This is a genomic window from Leptolyngbya sp. FACHB-711 (assembly GCF_014695615.1).
Classification (GTDB): domain Bacteria; phylum Cyanobacteriota; class Cyanobacteriia; order Elainellales; family Elainellaceae; genus Leptolyngbya_A.
The window spans coordinates 1-20352 of record NZ_JACJOR010000531.1 but is presented as its reverse complement, the minus strand read 5'-3'; the positions used below and the strand labels follow the sequence as shown (position 1 = coordinate 20352).

Below are 20352 nucleotides of genomic sequence, written 5' to 3'. Positions count from 1 at the left end.
GGAAACCGGATTTAGTTTACTGGCAATCGGCTTATTAAGCTGGATGCTGATCTGGATGACCCAGCAGGCAAAAGCCTTGAAGTCCGAGGTGGAAGGCGCAATTACTTCTGCGCTTGGCAAAAGCGAAAACGGCGAAACTGGTACAGGCTGGGGCGTGTTTGGACTGATTGCGATCGCCGTACTGCGCGAAGGCTTCGAGACGGTTCTGTTTATCGCGGCAAAATTTCAGCAGGGCTGGCTTCCGGTAGTCGGAGCCGTGGCAGGGCTAGCAGGCGCAACGGTGATCGGCGTTTTGCTATTTCGGCTGGGTGTCAAGATTAACCTGCGGCAATTCTTTCAAACCATGGGGGTGCTGCTGTTGCTGATCGTTTCGGGCTTAGTCGTGTCTGCGCTGCGCCATTTTGATCGGGCAATCGGACTGCTGGCGCAAATCAATCCTGATACAAACTGGTGTATTGGTCAGGGGTCATCCTGTCTGCTGGGTCCGCTTGTATGGGATTTGAGTAGCATTCTGCCCGATCGTCAGTTTCCGGGAATTCTGCTGAAGGCACTCTTTGGCTATACGCAAACGCTCTATCTAGCGCAGGCGATCGGTTATATCCTGTTTCTAGCAATTGTGGGAGGGCTGTACGGTCGCAGTTTAACGGATCGCAAGCAATCTCCTCATTCAAATAAGACTGCTTCGGAGCAGAGCTAACTTAGCTAATCAAGCCAATCAAGCCAATCAAGCCAACAAAGCCAAAAAAAAGAGGATGGTTATCCATCCTCCTGGAAAGGCTATATGACTTTTTAAGCCACCAATTCGATCGCCTTAAATCTAGCGGCTGTGATAGTCCTGAAATGACTGATAGCCCTGATCAGCGCTGTAGAGATGGCAGCGATCGGTAATTTCTTGCATCAGTGCCCAGGAAAACTCGGTTTCGTAGAGATAGCTGCCCCAGTTTTTCCGCAGGCTCTCGTGTGCCATTCGCAAACGGTAGGACGGAATCGCTGTTGAGAGATGGTGCGGCACATGCACATTAATGTGATGGCAGAGCCATTCCACCCAGAAAGCATACTCGCAGTGAACCGTACCCGAAAGCTGAGCCAGTGCCTCGTGCCACTGATCCGGCTCCTGGAAGGCAATGTCGGGCATTGTGTGGTGAACTAGCGTAAAGGTGCTCATCCAGAAGTGATACACCAGCCAGGGCATTAGCCAGAACTTCACGACGCCCCAGAAGCCCGTTGTCACAAACAGCACGGGAAATGCAATCGCCGCAAACCCAATCACCACCAGCACCGAAAATTTGGCTTGTTCTCTGGCTTTACCCTGAAATTGCCGCCAATCAAAATGCAGCTTACCCCAGTGGCCGATCGACCCAAGCCACCAGAAACGACCACGTACCCGACGATAGATCCACTGCAGCGCAAAGTCAAACTGGGTGTAAACCTCTGGACGAAAAGGTTGCCACGCATTGTCCACGTCCATTTTGTTGGTGTACTTGTGGTGGTGGTTGTGCAGAATCCGCCAGGCATGAAAAGGATAAATCAGCGGCAGCATCAGGGTGTGTCCCACCAAATCATTTAACCAACGCTGCTTTGCAAACGATCGATGTCCGCAGTCATGCGCCAGAACAAAGAACCCAGTGAGGGCAGTCCCAGTAAATACCCACAGTACAGGCAGCAAAAACCAGGGAGCGACACTCAACCCCCAGTAGCCCAAACCCACCATTAACACGTTAAATCCAAGAGCAGACCACGCTTGCCGCATATCTTTTTGAAAGCACTCCCTGGGCAGAGTTTTGAGGATGTGCTTCAGACGCAAAGGATTGTCCTTGAGGGGAAGCTGCTTTGCATCGATCGGAATAGACGAGATTTGTTCAGGCGGGTTAGTCGATAGGGTCATGCAATTGTTAGAAGAAGGGAAAAACAAGTAGCAGGAATCAGCTTGCCCCACAAAAATTTGAGCAGGCAATCCTGAATTAGCGTATATTGTGACAAAAATCAGGCGGCAAAAACAAGCAAACGCCAGTCGTCCTTCAGGACGGGCATTCTGTCACAAAACTTAGTCAGCTTATCATATATTCGAAGCATCCATTTGAAAATCCTGACCGCCGCCAGCAAGTCAGCAAAATTGAGGTATCCTCAGAAAAAAATTGAGGAATCAGGCCATGAAGCCGCTCAAGCTGCTGTTTATCCGTCATGCTCAGTCGGTGGGCAATCAACAAAAACGCATGCAGGGGCACGGCGAATTTGAGCTTTCGGCAGAAGGCAAACGACAGGCAGAAAAGCTAGCGCATCGACTCCTAAACGAAGCCTGGAAGCCCTCTTGGGTCTACAGCAGCCCTCAAAAACGCGCCGTACAGACGACCGAAATCTTACTGTCGCGGTTTCTGGCTGAGCCGCTGCCTGCGGTGGTGAGCGATCTGGTTGATGATCTACTCGATCCAATCGAGCCTGGAATCGCTCTCTCAACCACGCAATCGATTCCCGTGGAATATGCCGACGAACTGCGCGAATTTCAAAACGGTATTTTTCAGGGCTTAACCTGGGCAGAAGCCAAAGCCAAATATCCTGAGCTTTGTGAACAGCTTGAAAACTCGACCGACTGGATTCAAATCCCTGGTGCAGAATCGCTCGAAGCCGCTCGCAGTCGTTCCCGTGCGTTTATGCTGCGACTGCTCGATCGCCACCAGGACGGAGAACAAATCTGGATCGTTACCCATAGCTGGATTATGCAGCACTTGATAGCCGAACTTCTGGGCTGCGATCGCTCCTGGAGACTGCATCCCCGCAATACCGCACTGTTTGAATTTTGGATCGATCGATCGCGCTGGCATCGCACCGACCAAAACCGCTTTAACACGGATTTATGGCAAATTCGCCGCTTTAATGACCATCACCATCTAGCGTCCAACCCTGTTTAGAGCATCTCCATTCAATTGATTTTTTTATTGATTTTTCCCTTATAGATTGATGGAGGAAAATTAATTTAGTGAATTTGATGAGCGGTTTGCATGAGAAGGCGACAAAATTCGGTAGAATTGCACAGCAAGATTTCCGATCGAATCAGGAGAGTTCTCAGTCGCTAGGGTTGGTCAGTGTGAGTCGAAATCAATCGGAATCGAGCAGGATTGCAATGGATTCACGTTTCTTGAGCAATTGATTTGCCCAAGTTAATCGCCCGAATTAATTGCCCAGATTCAATCTCCATTTATTACGGTAGAAAATACGATGGATGACATTGCAAGACAAGCACGCCAAGGCAGCGTCTCCGCAATCATTCAGATTCTGAACGAGAAGTTAGCCAGTTCTGGAGTGAGAACTAGAGCCGTTCTAGCTCAAGGGGTTTTGCAGCTTTTGTGTGAGGCGGCAAAGCCAGAGCAGCTTGAGCAGTCAATTCTAGTTCCCCAGGTGCAGCAGATTTTAGAGTCTATTCAGCCGAAGCACATTCGTCGGGTTAATATCAATAGCCGAATTGTGCGGGAACAGCAGTTGCTCTGGCTGGAGGAAATCAGCCGCGATCGCAATAAACAAGTGCTGTGGGCAGAAGAAATTACCCTGAAGAAACCCAACTTCTTCCAGCGAGTTGCGCGAGACTGGCAGGACAATCAGCCCGACCCGTCGAAACCCACATTACCAAAAGCTTCGGTCAGCCGCCTCTCACGAGAAAAGCAGCAGTTCTGGCGTGGGTTGCTGGGTGGAGCTGTGCTTAGCCTGGGCGTGCTGGTTATTGGCTGGCTTCTGTACGAGCGTCTTGTGCTCGATCGTGCGGTCAGTGCGTCGTCCCCTGCTTCGTCAGCCCAAACTAGTTCGGCAAGTCCGGCTGCGGCAGGCTCTACTTCGATCTCGACTTCCTCACCCTCGGCTCCTGCCAGCCCATCGGTGGCTAACTCAGCCTCATCCGACCCTTTTGCGGAAGCAGTCCGGCTGGCTGAGCAAACGGCTGCTTCTAGCCGGACTACTCAAACTTCGGCAGAATGGTTAGAAGTGGCGAGTCGCTGGCAAAAAGCGTCCGATTTAATGGCTCAGGTTGCCTCAACGGATTCGCGCTATGCCACGGCTCAAAATCGCGTTGAACAGTATCGGCAAAACAGTCAGATTGCGCTGGACAAAGCCGCGCAGACCCAATAGCCGCCCAATCGCCAGCGATGGATCGCAATGCCAATTGCTATGATGCCAATTGCTATAAGTAGTTTCGGGCACGTCTCAATCGATTCATGAATCTCAGAATAGGCAACGGCTACGATATTCACCAGCTTGTGAGCGATCGTCCTTTGATCCTGGGCGGTGTTCACATTCCCCATCATTTAGGGCTACTCGGTCATAGCGATGCTGACGTGCTAACCCATGCGCTTATGGACGCGCTCCTCGGTTCTCTGAACTTAGGGGACATCGGGCACTATTTCCCGCCGACCGATCCACAGTGGAAAGGCGCAGATAGCCTGATACTGCTGCAAAAAGTGAATGAGCTAATTCAGTCACGCGGCTGGCGCATTAATAATCTGGATTCGGTGATTGTGGCAGAACGTCCGAAGATTAAACCCCACATTCCCGCGATGCGCGATCGGTTGGCAACTGTGCTCCAGCTTGACCCCGACTGTATCAGCATTAAAGCCACGACGAATGAGAAACTAGGACCGATCGGGCGGGAAGAGGGGATTGCGGCTTATGCGGTGGCGTTGTTAATTCGGGAATAAGGGTGGATGGGTGAGTGAGGGGGATGAGGGGATAGGGAGATGGGTCTGCTTGAGTCGCAATCGGCTTGAACAGTGCGGGGTTAGACATAACGATCGGGGGGTTCGCTATAGTAGAAAGCGGACGTAAACGATCGTGAAGATAGATCGTGGAAAAAACTATGGCGATCGACCTGGCATTAAGTTCGAGTGTTTCAGCACAGGATAGAGACGCGCTACGGACAGTGTTTCAATCGTTGACTGTAACAAGCTGTCCCCGATCCTATAATTTTCACATGCATACCGTTCACTCAGATGGGCGGCTTCAGCCTCAGCAAGTGATTGCGCAGGCGATCGAGATTGGGCTGCAAGGACTGGCGATTACGGATCATCACAGCGTTGGCGGCTATCAGGTCGCGCAGCGATGGCTGGATCAGCGGCGCACTACTGACTCGGAAGCGGCGATGCCTCGGCTCTGGACTGGGGTAGAGATTAACGCCGGACTGCTGGATGTGGAAGTTCATATTCTGGGCTATGCCTTTGACCCGCAGCATCCGGCGATCGCCCCCTACCTGAATCGCGCAACGGTTGGGGGAGAAGGGTATCAGGCAGAACAGGTGATTGAAGCACTGCACCGGGCAGCAGGTTTGGCAGTTTTGGCCCATCCTGCCCGCTATCGGCGATCGCCCAAAGAGCTGATTCCGGCAGCCGCACAGGCGGGAATTGATGGGATTGAAACCTTTTATGCTTATGAAAATCCTTCTCCCTGGCAGTCCAGCCCCCGCCAAACGTCAGAGGTGCAAGCTCTGGGACAAGCATGTGGACTCCTGAATAGCTGCGGTACAGATACGCACGGGATGAGCCTGCTGCAACGCTTATAGGAGCACAGCTTGTTGTCAGGGGTTTGCTGTCTCTGAAGATGCCGGGGTTTCTGCGCTGCTAGAGGAATCTACGGGTTGCAGTTGTTCCTCTGGGCTGGCTGCGGTTTGAGAAGAGTCGTTCGCTGCGATTTGATCCGTTGCATCAGTCGGGCTGTCAGTCGGAACTTCCTCGACAGAAGCTGCATCAAACGCCCCAGAAGAACGCTTCATAATGATTGCCTCGTAGGAAACCACGCCAGAAATTTCGCTGTTGAGGCAGCGCGCCGCTTCACGAGACAGATCTAGCGATCGATCTTCAAAGTAGGGACCGCGATCGTTAATGCGTACAATCACCGCTTTGCTCGTTTCCAGGTTTGTTACCTTCAAGTAAGTATCAAAAGGCAGCGACGGGTGGGCGGCAGTCAGCTCAGTCTGGTCAAAGGTTTCGCCTGTAGCAGTTAACCGACCGTGAAAATAGGGACCATACCAGGACGCGGTTCCTTCCAGGCGATCGTCGGTGACCACCAGATCGTGCATTTGTTTCTGAGACTCGACCAGGCTCAGGGCGGGAACATTGAGTGCCGTTCTCAGATTGTTAATCCAGGTGATGGCTAATAGCTCAGCACTGCGATCGAGCTGCAACGCTAGTTCGGGTTCAACCCAGAAGATCGGCACTTCACCTGCTTTACCGCCCGGTGTGCCGTCGAGCAGGACAGGTTTTAGCGTTTGTGGGTCAAAGTTGTCCATCTGAATGACCCGTTGCAGGCGTTCAGCCCATTGTTCTGCTTGCTGCTGCGTGGGAAATTCGGCGATCGGCTTGCCGCGCACCTGCACCTGAAACAGCGAAGTCAGGGTGGATGGAAAGGTTTCTGTTGCTTCGCCCAAACAAGACGGTTGGGGAAAATCGGCAGCCTCAGCAGGAGGAACACCCAAATCGTCCAATCCCAGCACATTCCAGCGATCGACCTCTAGAGGCGGCGGATTGATTTGCACCACAGTCACCAGGGGAACCAGGCGTAGTGCTTCGCTGATACCCTTTGTCCAGCGCGAGAGGTGGTTCACGAGTTGCAGCAGGCGATGGGATACGGTGCTGTTAGCAGGATAAGTGGGCGCAGTGACGGGATGAGTCTGAAGCAGATCAAAGGGGAGTTGGGCAACTGAATTGCTCAGCTCAGGCAACGCAAAAGCAGCCGTGATTTTTGTGACGCCTTCTGCCGAAGCAGCCGAAGCAAAGGAACTTGATAGAAAGGAACTTGATAGAGCAGTGGAGTGAGGTAGGGCTGACTGGGAAAAGAGCGAATCAATTGCCCTATCAGAAGAACTGCTGTGCAACATTAATTCCTTCACCGGAAACCTTACCAGCGGAGGCTTTACCAGTGGAGACTTCACCGTAGACGGAGCCTGTAATAGAACGGCAACCAACGGGGAGCTATATTGACTTGAAACCGATGCATGAGGCACTGGGGGAGAGGCATGAGCTGCTCTCAATAGAGCCTGTGTAAATAAACAACTACCAATCCAGGAAACAATCCACAACCAGGAAAACAAATTCATGAATCAAACAGTGAATGCTGCGGTAGATGAGCGCTAGGAACTCACGCAGATGGAATCAGGACAAAAACAGAATTAAGCTTGTTAAGCGAATTTTGTAAAATTTAATAAAGAGACTACGGAACCAGTACCTCCTTCAATAAACTGCTTCACATCGAAGACCATAATTGAGACCATAATTTTAGGAAGTACGGGCTGTCAACATAGGAGTCAACATAAACCATTCTAATCAATTACTCTCCTTTCACAAAAATCTCTTCCTAACGTTCTTAGAGATTATTAAAAAATGTCACATCTAAACGCAACTTCTCAATGGGATAGATTATTGCTGAATCTGGGCGTTTGGGAAGGATCATTTACCCGTCTTCAGACGGATGGTAGCGTACAAGAAGATGTGCGATCGATCATTACGCTAGATGGAATCAACAACAATCAAACCGTTCGCCAAACGATTCAGCACTTTAATGCAGACGGAACACTTCAGCAAAACAAAGTCCTGGAATACTCTTCGTTGAACCGCAGTACACTGTTTTTTGAAGACGGAGCCTTTTCACAGGGGTCGCTTCAGTTTGGTCCTTTTGCAGAATTTGGAGCGGAGTTAGGCTTCATTTTGGGCGATCGACGGTTACGGCTGGTGCAGCTTTTTGACCAGGACAGTCGGCTTTCTAGGCTGACGCTGATTCGCGAACATCGGCAGAACACTTCCCCCGGTCATCGTCCGCTGCTGACGGTTGACGCTTTACTGGGCAATTGGCAGGGCGAAGCCGTTACCCTTTACCCGGACTGGCGTAGCCCCGATCACTATCCAACGCATCTCTCGATCTGGCGAGAAGCGGAAAGACTGCACCAAAAATTGACCCTGCCCCAAATTGAAATTGCCTCCAGCGCAGCGATTCAGGGTTCACGGTTGCTGTTTGACCAGGGAAGCTTTCCGATTCAGGTTTTGCTGCTGCCGGATGGAGCTTCTTCTAATACGCCCCTCACGGTTCCCAGAGATAAGCCCTTCTTGCTAGAGGCAGGCTGGCTAATTGAGCCAAATTTGAGACAGCGCATGATTCGCAGCTACGACGCGCAGGGCGGCTGGAGCAGTCTTACTTTGGTGACAGAGCATCGAACCCCATCCGTGTTGAAGGTTGAATCAGGGTTGGAAGTTAAAGAGCCTCAAAGGTTGCCGTGAATCCGTCCAGCGTCATGCAGGCTTCGATAAATTCTTCGACATCATTGACGTTCTCAAGCTGATATTCCATAATTCGCCGCTCATCATCTTTCATTTTCTTAGAAGCCAGTAGTGTTGTTGGATACTGCTCGGCGATCGTCTTAAACTCAGTGCCATGGTCACGCCAGCTTGCCGCAGAACACTGAATGATTACCCGCCACATATTTGTTCTCCGTTAAATAATTCATCTCAATCGTGCGTCAGCCCTCATTCTGCCATCGATCGAGGCGTTTAATATGTCGTTTAGTCCTTAGTGCGATCGTCCTTCCTGCATCAACTTCACGCTGACATTGGCATTCCCGATTGTATTCACCGTCTCGTCTGATCGAATTACCCTGTCCAATGGCTGCCAGAATGTTTATTTTGCTACACAATCATAAACAGAGCACTCAAAACAGAGAATTCTTATTGCCTTTTTTATGTCTACCTTAGCGACGCTGACCCAGTGGTTGACAGGAGAATTCGACAATCAGGCTCAAGCCTTCAATCAGCCAATCTGGTTTGTGCATCTGCGGCTGTGGCATCGCCCTTTTCCGATCGCCATTGACGGACATCCCACCCTTTTTGCAGAGCAGGCAAACGCACTGTATCTCAACAATCCCTACCGGCAGCGGGTGTGGGTGCTGAAACCGACCGAGCAGCCCGCCCAGTTTCAGGCGCAGTATTTTGGCTTTCGTCAGCCCGATCGCGTGCGCGGCGCAGGATTAAATCCTGAACTTTTGAAGCGAATTACTTTAGAGGATCTGGAGCTCCTTCCTGGCTGTTGCCTCAGCATTCAGTTTCAGAATGACTGCTTTACAGCTAGCCCAGAACCGGACACAAAATGCTGCTTTCAGTACAACGGCGAAACTCGTCAGGTCGTATTAGGGTTTGAAGTCAGTGTCGATCGCTTTTTGAGTCTCGATCGGGGCGTTGATTCAACCACAGGACAGGCACTGTGGGGCGCAGTGATGGGAGCCTATGAATTTCAGAAAATTAAACAGTACTCCAGCCAAGAATAAACTTCTGGAACCCCACTGACATTCGCGATTGCTAAAAGATAAGTTCGATACCCGTAATCCTTCCTGATGCAAAGATACTTAAGCAGTGGTTCAAAGAAAACTCGGTGAGATGGGAGATGAGAGATGGGAAGGTGGGAAAATGGGGAATCGGAAGGTTGTTGATCAGACATTACGCTGAGTTCTTGAACCTCGTCGATCGCCCCCTTCACCGCTTTATCTATCAATTGAACACAATTGAACAATTGAAAATTCGCACCTCCTCATCCCCTCACCCTAACTCAACACCCAACTCACCAGCGTCCGCACCGGAAATCCTGTCGCTCCAGCATTATTGCAGCCGTTTTCTTTGTCTGCCCAGACAGGTCCAGCGATGTCCAGGTGCGCCCAAGGGGTTTCTTTGACAAACTGCTTTAGGAAGAGTGCTGCGGTAATTGCGCCGCCCGGTCGGGGTCCGGTATTTTTCATGTCGGCAACGCCTGACTTCAGCCCGTCGAAATATTTTTCTTCCATCGGCATCCGCCAGAATTTTTCGCCTGCGGTTTCGCCCGCCTGGGCAAGCTGATTGGCGAGCGACTCATCGGCTGTCCACATTCCGGCAATGTCATCGCCTAGAGCAATCACACAGGCTCCGGTCAGGGTTGCCAGATCAACGATCGCATCCAGTTCTAGATTCTCGGTGTACACCAGCGCGTCTGCTAGCGTTAGGCGACCTTCGGCATCGGTGTTGTTGACTTCGATCGTCTTGCCGTTAGAAGCAGTGAGAATATCGCCGGGGTGCATGGCGTGACCGCTGATCATGTTCTCGGTAACGGCACTGATGAAATGCACTTCCACATCTGGCTTGAGTGCGCCAATCGCCTTAGCTGCGCCCAGTGTAGCCGCTGCCCCGCCCATGTCGGTTTTCATCATTTCGATGCCGCTGCCTGCCCCTTTGACGTTTAAGCCGCCGCTATCAAAAGTGAGTCCTTTGCCGACGATCGCCACTCTCTTCCGGGGCGTACCTTCGGGACGATAAGTGATGTGAATAAACTTAGGCGGCAGGTCAGAGGCTTTTGCCACTCCCAAAAATGCACCCATTCCCAGCTTTTCGCAGTCTTCCTGCTCCAGAATCTGGATGTCCATGCCGTACTCACGGGCGATCGCTTCGGCGGTTGCTGCCATCACAGGCGGCGTCACAATATTTGCGGGAGCGGCAACCAGTTCACGGGCAAGAATCACGCCCAAGGCAATTTGGCGGGCACAAGTCAGGGCAGCGTCTTGACCGCCCAAACCCAATAGCTCAATCGTCTCCAGCTTTGATCCTTTCTCTTCGGTATCCGACTTAAACCGATTGTCCTGATGCAGTGCCAGTTCAATGCCTTCGCCGATCGTCTGTGCGGTTTGTACACGGTCGCTGTTCCAGACGGGCAGACTGATTCCTAGCGTTTTTGCTTTCTCCCGCTTGCCCAACCGAGCCACAGCGGCAGCCGATCGCCTGAGGGTGTCTAGCTTTAGTCCGTCTGCTTTGCCCAAACCAACGATCGCGACTTTTTTAGGCAATGTTCCGGTGCGCGTAACTGCCGTACTGCCTTCTTTCCCCTTAAACTCGACTTCAGCAATTAGCTCAGACAGGACGCCGTTAAATTTGCGATCGAGTTCTGCCAAATCGCCAGATAGCTCAACGTCGTCTTCAAACAAGCCAATCACTAAACAATCGCCCGACCACTCTAGCCGGGGTGTGTCAATTCCTCGAAGCTCCATGCTTGACATCACCTGAAAAGAACTTTCCTCCAGTATTGCGTATTGTTTTGAGTTTGGATCTCCGTTTGAACCTCGTTCGTGAACCAACAGAACTCATCGTTATCAATCAACAAAATTCTGCTTACAGATTGGTTAAGCGGTCGCAACTGTCCCACATTGCCCCTAGGCCCGCATTGCCCTGATTGGAATAGGCTTCCCGATCGTTCAAAGCCTTCTAGAATTGAGGGATTTAGGGAGCCAGCAAACCTCAAGCACTAAACCCAAAAACTTCTCGTTTCCCCGGTAGAAATGGAGGGTGAGGGGGCAGTTCGGATCGCAGCTTTAGTTTTCAAATATCCGCTTCGTAAACATCACCGCGATTCGCTCAGCATTTGTTAAAGTGACTGAAGTTTAACTGTCCTCTTCCCCCAGCTTCATGCTCAAGCTCCCCAAAAAGCAAGTGCTGCTGACGGCGATCGGTCTAACCGTGCTGACAGGTGCGACTGCCTCCGCCCTGACGCTGACCGGAAAAATTCGCCATGTACCCTTGATCAGCTCCTGGTTTCAATCTTTTGAGTCGATTCCAGCACAATTAAATTCGGCTTCGTTCAATTTGACTTCGGCGCAGGACTCAGCGGTTTTGCCTCTGGCAACTCAAGCGGCGGCAGAACAGGCGGCAAAGCTGGAAGCAATTGCTAAGGGTTCCCCTTCGATCGATCGAAGTCGTGCCCGCTATTTACTGGCAAGCGATTTGATTCAGCAGGATCATGGCGGTAAGGCACTGCCTTGGCTGAAGGGACTGGAAAAAGAGTACCCTGTGCTGGCAGCGCAGATTTTGGCAAAGCGGGCGCAGGCTTACCGCGCAACTGGGAACTCTGCCCAAGCTGAAGCGACCTGGAAGCAGCTTGTCGAGCAATACCCTAAAGCTCCGATCGCTGCAGAAGCATTGTTTCAGTTGGGCAAGCAAAATCCGCAGTTTTGGGATCAGGCGCTTGACCAGTTTCCGGCCCACCCCCGCAGCGTTGAAATTGCGATCACGCGATTAGAGAAAGAACCCAACCAGCCAGGAATGCTTCTGCTGCTGACACGTCACGCAGTCTATCTGCCTAATATTCGCGGCATTCTCGATCGTCTAAGAACCGAGTACGCCCGTCAACTCAAGCCTGAAGACTGGGAGGCGATCGGCTTTGCTGCCTGGGAAAATGGGCTGTATGGCAGTGCGGCTTCTGCCTATGCCAAGGCTCCAAATACGCCGCTGAATTTCTATCGGGCGGGACGAGGGGCGCAGCTTAACGAACAGGGGCAAACTGCTTACAATTTCTATAATCGCCTGGTTCAGGCTTTTCCCGATGCGAAGGAAACCGGGATGGCACTGGTGCGTCTGGCTGACCTGGCAGAAACCCCGCAGGCGGCGATCGGCTATCTCGATCGAGCCATCAACCAGTTTCCCAACGAAGCAGCGGAAGCTCTGCTGAAAAAGTCAAAGCTGCTGCAAGCGATGGGCAGCAATGAATCGGCTCTAAAAGCCCGACAGTCGATTCTCACGCAGTACAGTGCATCGGAGACGGCAGCCGAAATCCGTTGGGAGCAGGCAGAACTTAACGCCAAAAAGGGCGATGCTCAGGCTGCCTGGGAATGGGCGCGGCAGGTTGTAGAGCAAAATCCTGACAGCGAACTCGCCCCTGAAGCTTCTTTTTGGGTCGGAAAGTGGGCAACTACACTGGGCAAACCGCAAGAAGCTGCGAAAGCGTTTGAATACACCCTGAGCCAGTACCCGCAATCCTACTATGCGTGGCGATCGGCAAGTAGTCTGGGTTGGGAGAACGTAGGCGACTTTTCCTCGGTTCGCACCAAGCAGCCCCAGGTTGTCAAACCCGAAATTCGTCCCGATTTGCTGGCAGGCTCAGACGCGACTAAAGAACTATATCGGCTGGGTCAAAAACGCGACGCCTGGTCGCAGTGGCAAGTGGAATTCACGAACTATCGTCAGCCCACTGTGGCAGAACAATTTACCGATGGACTGCTGCGCCTTGGTGTGAACGACAATCTAGACGGCATCTATATGCTCTCCAGTCTGGGGTGGCGTGACTCCGCTGCTGAAAAAGCAGAGGCAAAAGCAATCAAGCAGCAGCCCGCTTACTGGCAAGCACTCTATCCGTTCCCATATCTGAAGCCGATCGAGCAAGCCGCCCAACAGCAGCAAATCAACCCGCTCCTGATCACTGCCCTGATGCGCCAGGAATCCCGCTTTGAACCGGAAATTGTTTCTGTGGCAGAGGCGATCGGCTTAATGCAAGTCATCCCGGAAACGGCGGAGTGGGTGGCAAGCCAGATTAACCTCAAAAACTACAATCTCAAGAATCCAACCGACAATATCAAAATCGGAACCTGGTATCTCAACTACACCCATCGCGAATATCAAGACAACTCTTTGCTTGCCGTTGCCAGCTACAATGCGGGACCGGGTGCTGTTGCCGAGTGGGTGCAGGAATTTGGGGCGATCGATCCTGATCAGTTTATTGAACGCATTCCCTATCCCGAAACTAAGGGGTATGTTACTTCGGTATTAGAAAACTACTGGAACTATCTACGAATTTATAACCCGGAAGTGTCTGCAAAGCTGGCTCAGTTTTCTGAAAACCATGCTGTGCTTCATCGCAATTAATTCAGTTACTGAAAACCTGGAAGAACCGGGTCTGGATCTGACCCTAAATAAAACTCGACTAACAAAACTTGGCGTTGCTGAATCGAAATATGAAGAACCCAAGTGAGCTCCTGCATCGCCCCCTAAATCCCCCAATGCTGGGGGACTTTGAAGAGTAGTTCCCCCCAACTTTGGGGGGCTAGGGGGGCGAATCAATACTTAAATTCAGCAACGCCCCAAACTTGACCAACAACTAAGGTGCCAGTTCTCAAGTCTCTTTCACCCAATCACAAACGATTTGCCTGATGACGGTGTGAAAAAACCTGAAATCTGACACCTGATGACTCAATGAGCCAATGTCTTGATTTGTTCGCCCTAGTCAGCGGTTGCCAGCTCGGTTGCGCCGCGAGTCCGGCGACGAGTCAGCGAGTTAAACAGCATTTGACCGATCGCCTTAATCAGGTTGCCTTCCAACTCGTTGAACAGCTTCATGTTCATACCAAAAGCATCATTGGCTTCTTCCACAATGCGATCGGCGGTTGCTTCATCGATGGGCAGTTCGTCCAGTGTTTGGCGATACTTTGCCTTGAATGCCTTCTCGTCGGAAATGTCCTGGAATTCGTAGAAAGCCGTGCCTTCACCTTCAGCCAGGTTCATAGCGCGCTGCGCAATGTTCTTGAGAATTTGTCCACCAGACAGGTCGCCCAGATAGCGCGTGTAGGAGTGGGAAATCAGCAGTTCGGGGCTGTTGTTGGAAATGTCACGAATGCGCTGCACATAAGCTTCGCCTGCAGGGGAAAGCTCGATTTGCTCTCGCCAGTTGTTGCCGAAGTAGTAGCGCATGTCTTGTTCCAGACTCGCTTTGCGGTTCAGCTCAGAAAAGTAAATTTTAGAAACAATAGGGTGTTCCCGGTGACGCTCCATTTCTTCTTCCATCGCGGAATACACGAAGTAGAAGTTTGCTGCGAGCTTGCGGTAGGAATTTTTCTCTACCACGCCTTTGAGAAAGCACTTCACAAAACCGACGTTTTCCGCCATCGTATGGGCTTTTTTCGTACCCTCTCTGAGCTTTGTTGCGAGATTACTGCTCATGCTAAAGTTCCTACTCAACGTCTCAATTAAGGTTTGATATGGATAAACGGGTTACCGAATTTCGGTGACTGCACCTGAGAACACGAGGTGCTTGAAGGAAAAACTATATCGAAAGGCGCACCTAGATTGTTACAGTAAACTGATTTGATGAGCGTTTGTGTTAAAAATTCTTACGCAGGTGGGATGATCGGTTGCAAAAATTAAAATTTACAAGGGGAGTGTTTTAAGAATCCAGGGCTTGAGAGCTGAGGAAAACGATTCAGTAGAACCATAATGAAAACTATCTTAGTAGAACCATAATGAAAGGAGCTAACTGAGAGCCAACAGCGATGAGGCGGAAACAATGAGGCAAGAAAAATGAGGCAAGAACGATCGTGACACAACGGGCACTGCTGCTAATTAATCCTCACGCTCGTCGCGGAGCGGCATCTAGCGCACAGGTCAAACGATCGCTCGAAGCGCAAAATCTTGATTTGACTCCGGTTGAAGCCACGCCCGATCGCTTTCCAGACGTGATTCGGCAATATCAGCATCAGGTGGACTGCGTGGTGATCGGCGGCGGAGATGGCAGCGTGAATGCGGCGATCGAAGGACTGCTGCAAACTCAGTTGCCTGTGGGAGTATTGCCGCTGGGCACAGCCAATAATCTGGCGCGAACGCTGGGAATTCCGACGGATTTGACGGAAGCCTGTGGGACGATCGCTCAGGGTCGAATTCAGGCAATTGATCTGGGCTGGGTGAATGGGCACTACTTTTTTAACGTGGCAGGGATAGGGCTGAGTGCCAGCATTAATCGCCAGGTCGAGAAACACCTGAAGCGCAAATGGGGCGTGGTTGCCTATGCGGTGACTGCCCTGAAGCTCATTTTGAAACAGCGACGGCTCCGTGCTGAAATTCACTGCAATGGCGAAGTAATTCGCGTCAAGAGTTACCAGATTACTGTGTGCAACGGGCGATATTACGGCAGCGGTTTAACCGTAGCGGCAGATGCAGCAATCAACGACCAGCGACTCGACCTGTGCAGCATGGAACTTCAGCACTGGTGGCAAATTTTCTGGCTACTGCCTGCCCTCACACGCGGACAATATGCTGCAGGACGCGGGGTTCGGATTTTGCATAGCCAAGAATTCATGATTTACACCCGCATTCCAACCGCGCTCGATACCGATGGCGAAATTACGACCGAAACCCCGGCTCAGTTTAAGGTGATTCCCCAGGCGATTCGCGTCTTTGTGCCTGGGAATTAAAATCTAAATACTGAGCTTCCAATAAGTCTTACAATGTCTCTGCCAAAAATCTCCCTGCAAGAAGTTCAAGAGCTTGCCCTGCAATTATCGGCGAGCGATCGGCGTACTCTCTTGCAGTTCATTACCGAGTCACTTGAGGATGTGCCTGAGCATCCAAATGATTCATCGGCATCATTAGCTCCGATCGAGGCTCTTGTGAGGAGTACTGCTTCAACAAAAAGTCAAGCACGACGGGCGGCTGCAATTCGCCAGATGGGCGGACTCTTAAAAACCGACCAGCCAACTCCTACTGATGCTGAAGTTCAAAAGCTGCTAGAGGAACGACGGATAGAAAAATACTTGCAATGAAAATTTTGGTAGATACAAACATCATTCTGGATTTTCTGCTTGAAAGGGAGCCGTTTTTGGAGGATGCAGCCGCTTTGTTTCAGGCAATTGAATCAGGACTGGCGATTGGCTATGCGACAGCGACTACTTTGACCAATATTTTCTACATTGCAAGGCGCCATACTCAAAGCATTGAGCGAGCAAGACAAGCGGTTAGAACAATATTGGCAGTAATGAGAATTTGTCCAGTTAATCGTGCTGTTCTGCGACATGCTCTGGAATTTGAAATCCCAGATTTTGAGGATGCTGTGCAAATTGCCTGTGCATTCGACCGAAGATTGGATGCAATCGTGACGCGCGATTTACGTTTCGCTGCCTCCCCAATTCGAGTGCTAACTGTTAGGCGGCTTCTTGAGCAGCTTGTCCCAACGGAGTAGGAAATTACCGCTGAGAGATTGGTTCCGAAACGCCCTGGAGTGCCTGAATCGATCGCCGTTTACGCCAGGTTCGCCAGCGAATATCGTGGAACAGGGTGTAGAAGCAGGGAATGATGATTAGCGTGGGCAGAGTGGCAACGGTGAGTCCGGCGAACACGACGACGCCTAATGGCTGCAAGAATTCTGAGCCTTCGCCAATGCCCAATGCCAAGGGAAACATCCCGATGACGGTGGTAATGGTGGTCATCAGAATCGGCTGAAGACGCTCTGGTGCAGCCCGCAGGATTGCCGTATAGGGGTCAGCTCCCTCCTCAGCGCGGATCTGGTTCGCTAGGTCGAGCATAATGATTGCGCTGTTCACCACAATTCCCACCAGCAGTACGGCTCCCACAGCTACCGTCGCGCCGATCGCCGTATTCGTTAAAAACAAGCCCAGGATACCGCCCGCCAGAGCCAGCGGAACCGAGAGCATGATCACCAGCGGATCGATCAGCGAATTGTACTGCACTGCCATCACAGTAAACACGAGGAAAGAAGCTAGTCCACCTAATAGAATTACCGCGTCCTGAATTTGCTTTGATGTTTCCGCACTGGCACTGGGCAGGAACGACACGCCTTCCGGCAACTGAAGCTGACCGATAATTGCATCTTTCTCAGCAATGGCATCACCCAGGCTTGCCCCTTCCGAAAGGTTTCCGGCAATGAGAAACACCTGCCGCTGATTGATGCGCTGAATCTGTCCCGGAGCTTGCCCGGACTCGATCGTTGCCACTTCTTCCAGACGTACGAGGCGATTGTCTTCTGTAAATAAAGGAATGCCCCGCAGTGCTTCTGGTCGCTGGATTGCATCAGATGGGATCTGCACCCGCACATCAACCAACCGTTCGCCCCGCTGAAGCTGCGTGGGAATGCTGCCTTCAATCGCCGTCTGAATGGTTTCACCGATATCCCGTGCCGAAAGCCCCAGAGCAGCAGCTCTTTCCCAATCTGGGCGAATCTGCACTTCTGGTTGAGGTGGGTCAGCATCCGGGCGATAGCGAGCTAGTTTTGCTTGCTGATCCAGGGCAGCTAGAATTTGCGCCCCTGCCTGCCTGAGCGTTTGTTCATTGTCTCCCTGCAATGCCAAGTCAATATCGCCGCCGCGCACCGGAGAGTTGTTCAGTACCAGACCCCGCACTGAGTCTGGGGATAGCCTTAGCCGCGTATCGACCAGATTGAGCTTTCGGAGTTCGCCGTTCATGCGATCGACAAATGCCTCAATATCAGTTCCCGGTTTCAACGTAATACTGCTGGAGCCGCGCAAAGGGTTCTCGCTTGTGTTGCTGCCAAAGAGGAAACCGCCCGAAGTGGTAAACACAAATTGCGTCTCCGGCTGTTGCTGCATCAGCTCGTTCACTGCCTCCATGACCTTGCGGTTGTCTTCTAGAGGTGTTCCCGGCGGAAACTGAGCAATGAGTCTTGCCTGTCCAGTATTGATGCGCGGCAAGATTTCCTGTGGAATTCCCCTTGCCATAAGCACGCTACCACCGCCGAGTAAGAGAACAACAAGGACGATCGCGACCACGCGATGCTGAAGCACCCGCCCCAGAAAGCGACCGTAGAGCACCGTTGCATCCTCAATCCGCCGCCGAAAATTTCGCAGCAGCCAGAAGTCGCCCACCCGACTCGACCACCGCACCGCCAGCAGGCGAGAGGTAAGCATCGGCACGACCGTCAACGCCACGACCAGCGAAGCCGCCACTGCAAAGCTCACGGTTAGAATCAGCTCATTAAATAGCAGCGAAATAAAGCCGCCAATAAGCAGAAACGGAATCACGGAAACAAGGTTTGTGGTGGTGGCAGCCAGCAGAGCTGACTCAAGCTGCTGACTGGTGCGCTCTGCTTCATCAATAATCTGGGCACGGGACTGCTTGGAAGGGGCAGGGTGATGTCCGTTGCCATTCTCCTCTCCGTGGGAATCTCCGCTGTTGCGAGACGTACTAACCCCTTTGACAATGGTTTCCAACATTACGACTGAGTTGTCAACCACCATTCCCACGCCCAACGCCAGCCCTCCCAGACTGAACACGTTCATGGACAAGCCAAACACTCCCATCAGCATAATGGCTACCAGCGACGCCAAAGGAATCGCTAGCACGATGATCAACGTTTGCCGCAGCGACCCCAAGAACAGCAGCACGGCAACTCCCGCTAATGCTGCCCCACTCAGACCGGAAGAGGTCACGTTAGAAATCGAGTTGCGAATAAAGCGAGACTCGTCTAGCGTTGTTGTAATCTGCAAATCCTGAGGAATTACACCAGACGATCGCAGCGATTCAATCTTTTGTTTGAGGCCATCGACCACGGTAATGGTGTTTGCATCCGGCTGCTTCTGAACACTGACTTTAACCGCAGGTTCTCCATTAAGGGTGACAAAAACGCGTTGGTCTTCTGTGCTGTCGTTGACCTGAGCAAAGTCACGTAGATAGACACGCTGAGAGACAGTTTGAGGAAAGGTTTGTGAGCTGATTTGTGAATTTCCCTGTGAAGCGTTTTGTGAACCGGATTGAGATGCTGGACGATTCACATCAAACGACAAATTGCGAATTTCATCTGCCGTGCGAAAACGTCCGATCGTTCGCGTCAGGGATTCGGTGTTGCCGCCGGAAATGCGTCCGCCGGAGGTGTCCTGGTTACGGTCTTCCAGAGTCGTCAGCACATCGTTGAGACCGACTCCTAACGCTTGTAGGCGATCGAGATCCAGATTGATTTGCACTTCTTCTTGAAGTCCGCCTGCTACATCAATGCTGGCAATGCCCGGAACAACCGTGAGTTCTCGCGCCAGTTCTTCATCAGCGAAGACGCGCAAATCAACCCCCTGAAGCGTTTGGGACGTAAGGGCAAACTCGTAAACCGGCGACTGAGACGGGTCAAACTTAGATAACTCTGGCTGCTCCGCCGTATCGGGTAAATCCCCTCTTGCCCGGTTGACAGCAGCAGTCGCATCATTTAAAGCCTGGTCAATGTTTCCTCCCGGCTGAAAGTACAGGTCCACGCTGACCTGCCCTTCTCGCGTTTGAGAAACAACCTGCTCCACGCCATCGGTTGCCGAAAGAGCCTGCTCCAGCGGGCGGGTAATTTCATCCACTGCCACCTGCGGCGAAATGCCCGGAGCCTGCACGCGCACTGACACCCGGGGATAAGTGATCGACGGCAGCAAATCAACCGGGAGCCGCACCAGGAAAAACACGCCCAGCACAATTACCATTAGCGTCAGCATCAGGGTGCCAACATGTTGCCGGATTGAAACCGAACTGATGCTAAAGGCTTTCCGCGAAGGCTGGAAATTTGGCGATCGTCCATCCTGGGTCATTGCGACTGTCCCCTTTCTGACAAAATACTGAACTGCACGGGCTGCCCTTCCTTAAGCGGCTGGCTGCTCCGCACCACAAAGGCTTCACCCGGCTTTAAACCCGATCGCACTTCAACCTTACCGTTTTCCCGGCTGCCAATTTCAATCGATCGCGCTACGGTTGTTGCGTCCTGTCCTTCGCCCTGCACCACAAATAAGGTCACTTTCGATCCGGCTGCTGCCTGCGCTGCATCGCTTTCTCCGCTCACGCT

General features: G+C 51.8%; 18 protein-coding genes. 11 read left to right on the top strand and 7 right to left on the bottom strand.

The window, feature by feature from the left end; all coding sequences use genetic code 11:
- The coding region (locus tag H6F80_RS26260) for an FTR1 family iron permease (protein ID WP_190794464.1) at positions 1-697 on the top strand (697 nt) is incomplete at its 5' end.
- Positions 698-817: 120 nt separating this feature from the next.
- Here H6F80_RS26260 and H6F80_RS26255 read toward each other — a convergent pair.
- The gene (locus H6F80_RS26255) at positions 818-1885 is read right to left on the bottom strand and encodes a fatty acid desaturase (RefSeq protein WP_190794463.1); all 1068 of its coding nucleotides are present in this window, start codon (positions 1883-1885) and stop codon (positions 818-820) included.
- A 265-nt stretch (positions 1886-2150) separates the two neighbouring features.
- Between H6F80_RS26255 and H6F80_RS26250 the strand changes: the two genes are divergently transcribed.
- The 4 genes from H6F80_RS26250 to H6F80_RS26235 all read left to right on the top strand — a co-directional run bounded on the left by H6F80_RS26250 (position 2151) and on the right by H6F80_RS26235 (position 5536).
- Complete coding sequence (locus H6F80_RS26250) at positions 2151-2906, top strand: histidine phosphatase family protein (RefSeq protein WP_190794462.1); 756 nt, start codon at positions 2151-2153, stop codon at positions 2904-2906.
- A gap of 307 nt (positions 2907-3213) precedes the next feature.
- On the top strand, positions 3214-4113 hold the full coding sequence (locus H6F80_RS26245; RefSeq protein ID WP_190794461.1) for a hypothetical protein: 900 nt from the start codon (positions 3214-3216) through the stop codon (positions 4111-4113).
- Positions 4114-4199: 86 nt separating this feature from the next.
- Positions 4200-4679 (top strand): 2-C-methyl-D-erythritol 2,4-cyclodiphosphate synthase, encoded by a 480-nt coding sequence (ispF, locus tag H6F80_RS26240; protein ID WP_190794460.1) that lies wholly within the window; start codon positions 4200-4202, stop codon positions 4677-4679.
- A gap of 146 nt (positions 4680-4825) precedes the next feature.
- The gene (locus tag H6F80_RS26235; RefSeq protein ID WP_518523657.1) at positions 4826-5536 is read left to right on the top strand and encodes a PHP domain-containing protein; all 711 of its coding nucleotides are present in this window, start codon (positions 4826-4828) and stop codon (positions 5534-5536) included.
- Positions 5537-5551: 15 nt separating this feature from the next.
- Here the strand turns inward: H6F80_RS26235 and H6F80_RS30965 are convergent, their stop codons facing one another.
- Positions 5552-6976 carry a septal ring lytic transglycosylase RlpA family protein gene (locus H6F80_RS30965; RefSeq protein ID WP_347277931.1) on the bottom strand — a complete coding sequence of 475 codons (1425 nt, stop codon included), beginning with the start codon at positions 6974-6976 and terminating at the stop codon, positions 5552-5554.
- 376 nt (positions 6977-7352) lie between these two features.
- Between H6F80_RS30965 and H6F80_RS26225 the strand changes: the two genes are divergently transcribed.
- Positions 7353-8243, top strand: a complete 891-nt coding sequence (locus H6F80_RS26225; RefSeq protein ID WP_190794459.1) for a DUF3598 family protein — start codon at positions 7353-7355, stop codon at positions 8241-8243.
- On the opposite strand, the gene H6F80_RS26220 is transcribed toward H6F80_RS26225, so the two are convergent.
- The gene (locus H6F80_RS26220; RefSeq protein ID WP_190794458.1) at positions 8218-8445 is read right to left on the bottom strand and encodes a hypothetical protein; all 228 of its coding nucleotides are present in this window, start codon (positions 8443-8445) and stop codon (positions 8218-8220) included. The genes H6F80_RS26225 and H6F80_RS26220 overlap by 26 nt on opposite strands.
- Positions 8446-8701: 256 nt before the next feature.
- Between H6F80_RS26220 and H6F80_RS26215 the strand changes: the two genes are divergently transcribed.
- A complete protein-coding gene (locus H6F80_RS26215; RefSeq protein WP_190794457.1) occupies positions 8702-9283 on the top strand; it encodes a chromophore lyase CpcT/CpeT in 582 nt (193 codons plus the stop codon).
- A gap of 273 nt (positions 9284-9556) precedes the next feature.
- On the opposite strand, the gene H6F80_RS26210 is transcribed toward H6F80_RS26215, so the two are convergent.
- Positions 9557-11023, bottom strand: coding sequence for a leucyl aminopeptidase (locus tag H6F80_RS26210; RefSeq protein WP_190794456.1), 1467 nt, complete (start codon positions 11021-11023; stop codon positions 9557-9559).
- Between the two features lie 415 nt (positions 11024-11438).
- Between H6F80_RS26210 and H6F80_RS26205 the strand changes: the two genes are divergently transcribed.
- Positions 11439-13667 (top strand): lytic transglycosylase domain-containing protein, encoded by a 2229-nt coding sequence (locus tag H6F80_RS26205; RefSeq protein ID WP_190794455.1) that lies wholly within the window; start codon positions 11439-11441, stop codon positions 13665-13667.
- A 354-nt stretch (positions 13668-14021) separates the two neighbouring features.
- Here H6F80_RS26205 and H6F80_RS26200 read toward each other — a convergent pair whose 3' ends face one another.
- On the bottom strand, positions 14022-14738 hold the full coding sequence (locus H6F80_RS26200; protein ID WP_190794454.1) for a biliverdin-producing heme oxygenase: 717 nt from the start codon (positions 14736-14738) through the stop codon (positions 14022-14024).
- 374 nt (positions 14739-15112) lie between these two features.
- On the opposite strand from H6F80_RS26200, the gene H6F80_RS26195 reads away from it, so the two are divergent.
- Genes H6F80_RS26195 through H6F80_RS26185 form a run of 3 tightly spaced genes read left to right on the top strand, consistent with a single transcriptional unit; the run spans position 15113 to position 16749 of the window.
- Entirely contained in the window at positions 15113-15985 is an 873-nt protein-coding gene (locus H6F80_RS26195; RefSeq protein WP_190794453.1) for a lipid kinase, read from the top strand.
- A 33-nt stretch (positions 15986-16018) separates the two neighbouring features.
- Positions 16019-16333 carry a hypothetical protein gene (locus tag H6F80_RS26190; RefSeq protein WP_199296848.1) on the top strand — a complete coding sequence of 105 codons (315 nt, stop codon included), beginning with the start codon at positions 16019-16021 and terminating at the stop codon, positions 16331-16333.
- The gene (locus H6F80_RS26185) at positions 16330-16749 is read left to right on the top strand and encodes a PIN domain-containing protein (RefSeq protein WP_190794452.1); all 420 of its coding nucleotides are present in this window, start codon (positions 16330-16332) and stop codon (positions 16747-16749) included. Before H6F80_RS26190 ends, H6F80_RS26185 begins: the two co-directional genes overlap by 4 nt.
- Positions 16750-16753: 4 nt before the next feature.
- On the opposite strand, the gene H6F80_RS26180 is transcribed toward H6F80_RS26185, so the two are convergent.
- Both H6F80_RS26180 and H6F80_RS26175 read right to left on the bottom strand, forming a co-directional pair.
- Positions 16754-20101, bottom strand: a complete 3348-nt coding sequence (locus tag H6F80_RS26180) for an efflux RND transporter permease subunit (protein WP_190794451.1) — start codon at positions 20099-20101, stop codon at positions 16754-16756.
- The coding region (locus H6F80_RS26175; RefSeq protein WP_518523656.1) for a permuted SH3 domain-containing protein at positions 20098-20352 on the bottom strand (255 nt) is incomplete at its 5' end. The genes H6F80_RS26175 and H6F80_RS26180, both read right to left, overlap by 4 nt.

Coding starts and splice junctions, on each gene's coding strand:
- H6F80_RS26255 (WP_190794463.1), bottom strand. CDS start 1,885: ATGACCCTATCGACTAACCCGCCTGAACAAATCTCGTCTATTCCGATC.
- H6F80_RS26250 (WP_190794462.1), top strand. CDS start 2,151: ATGAAGCCGCTCAAGCTGCTGTTTATCCGTCATGCTCAGTCGGTGGGC.
- H6F80_RS26245 (WP_190794461.1), top strand. CDS start 3,214: ATGGATGACATTGCAAGACAAGCACGCCAAGGCAGCGTCTCCGCAATC.
- ispF (WP_190794460.1), top strand. CDS start 4,200: ATGAATCTCAGAATAGGCAACGGCTACGATATTCACCAGCTTGTGAGC.
- H6F80_RS26225 (WP_190794459.1), top strand. CDS start 7,353: ATGTCACATCTAAACGCAACTTCTCAATGGGATAGATTATTGCTGAAT.
- H6F80_RS26220 (WP_190794458.1), bottom strand. CDS start 8,445: ATGTGGCGGGTAATCATTCAGTGTTCTGCGGCAAGCTGGCGTGACCAT.
- H6F80_RS26215 (WP_190794457.1), top strand. CDS start 8,702: ATGTCTACCTTAGCGACGCTGACCCAGTGGTTGACAGGAGAATTCGAC.
- H6F80_RS26210 (WP_190794456.1), bottom strand. CDS start 11,023: ATGGAGCTTCGAGGAATTGACACACCCCGGCTAGAGTGGTCGGGCGAT.
- H6F80_RS26205 (WP_190794455.1), top strand. CDS start 11,439: ATGCTCAAGCTCCCCAAAAAGCAAGTGCTGCTGACGGCGATCGGTCTA.
- H6F80_RS26200 (WP_190794454.1), bottom strand. CDS start 14,738: ATGAGCAGTAATCTCGCAACAAAGCTCAGAGAGGGTACGAAAAAAGCC.
- H6F80_RS26190 (WP_199296848.1), top strand. CDS start 16,019: ATGTCTCTGCCAAAAATCTCCCTGCAAGAAGTTCAAGAGCTTGCCCTG.
- H6F80_RS26185 (WP_190794452.1), top strand. CDS start 16,330: ATGAAAATTTTGGTAGATACAAACATCATTCTGGATTTTCTGCTTGAA.
- H6F80_RS26180 (WP_190794451.1), bottom strand. CDS start 20,101: ATGACCCAGGATGGACGATCGCCAAATTTCCAGCCTTCGCGGAAAGCC.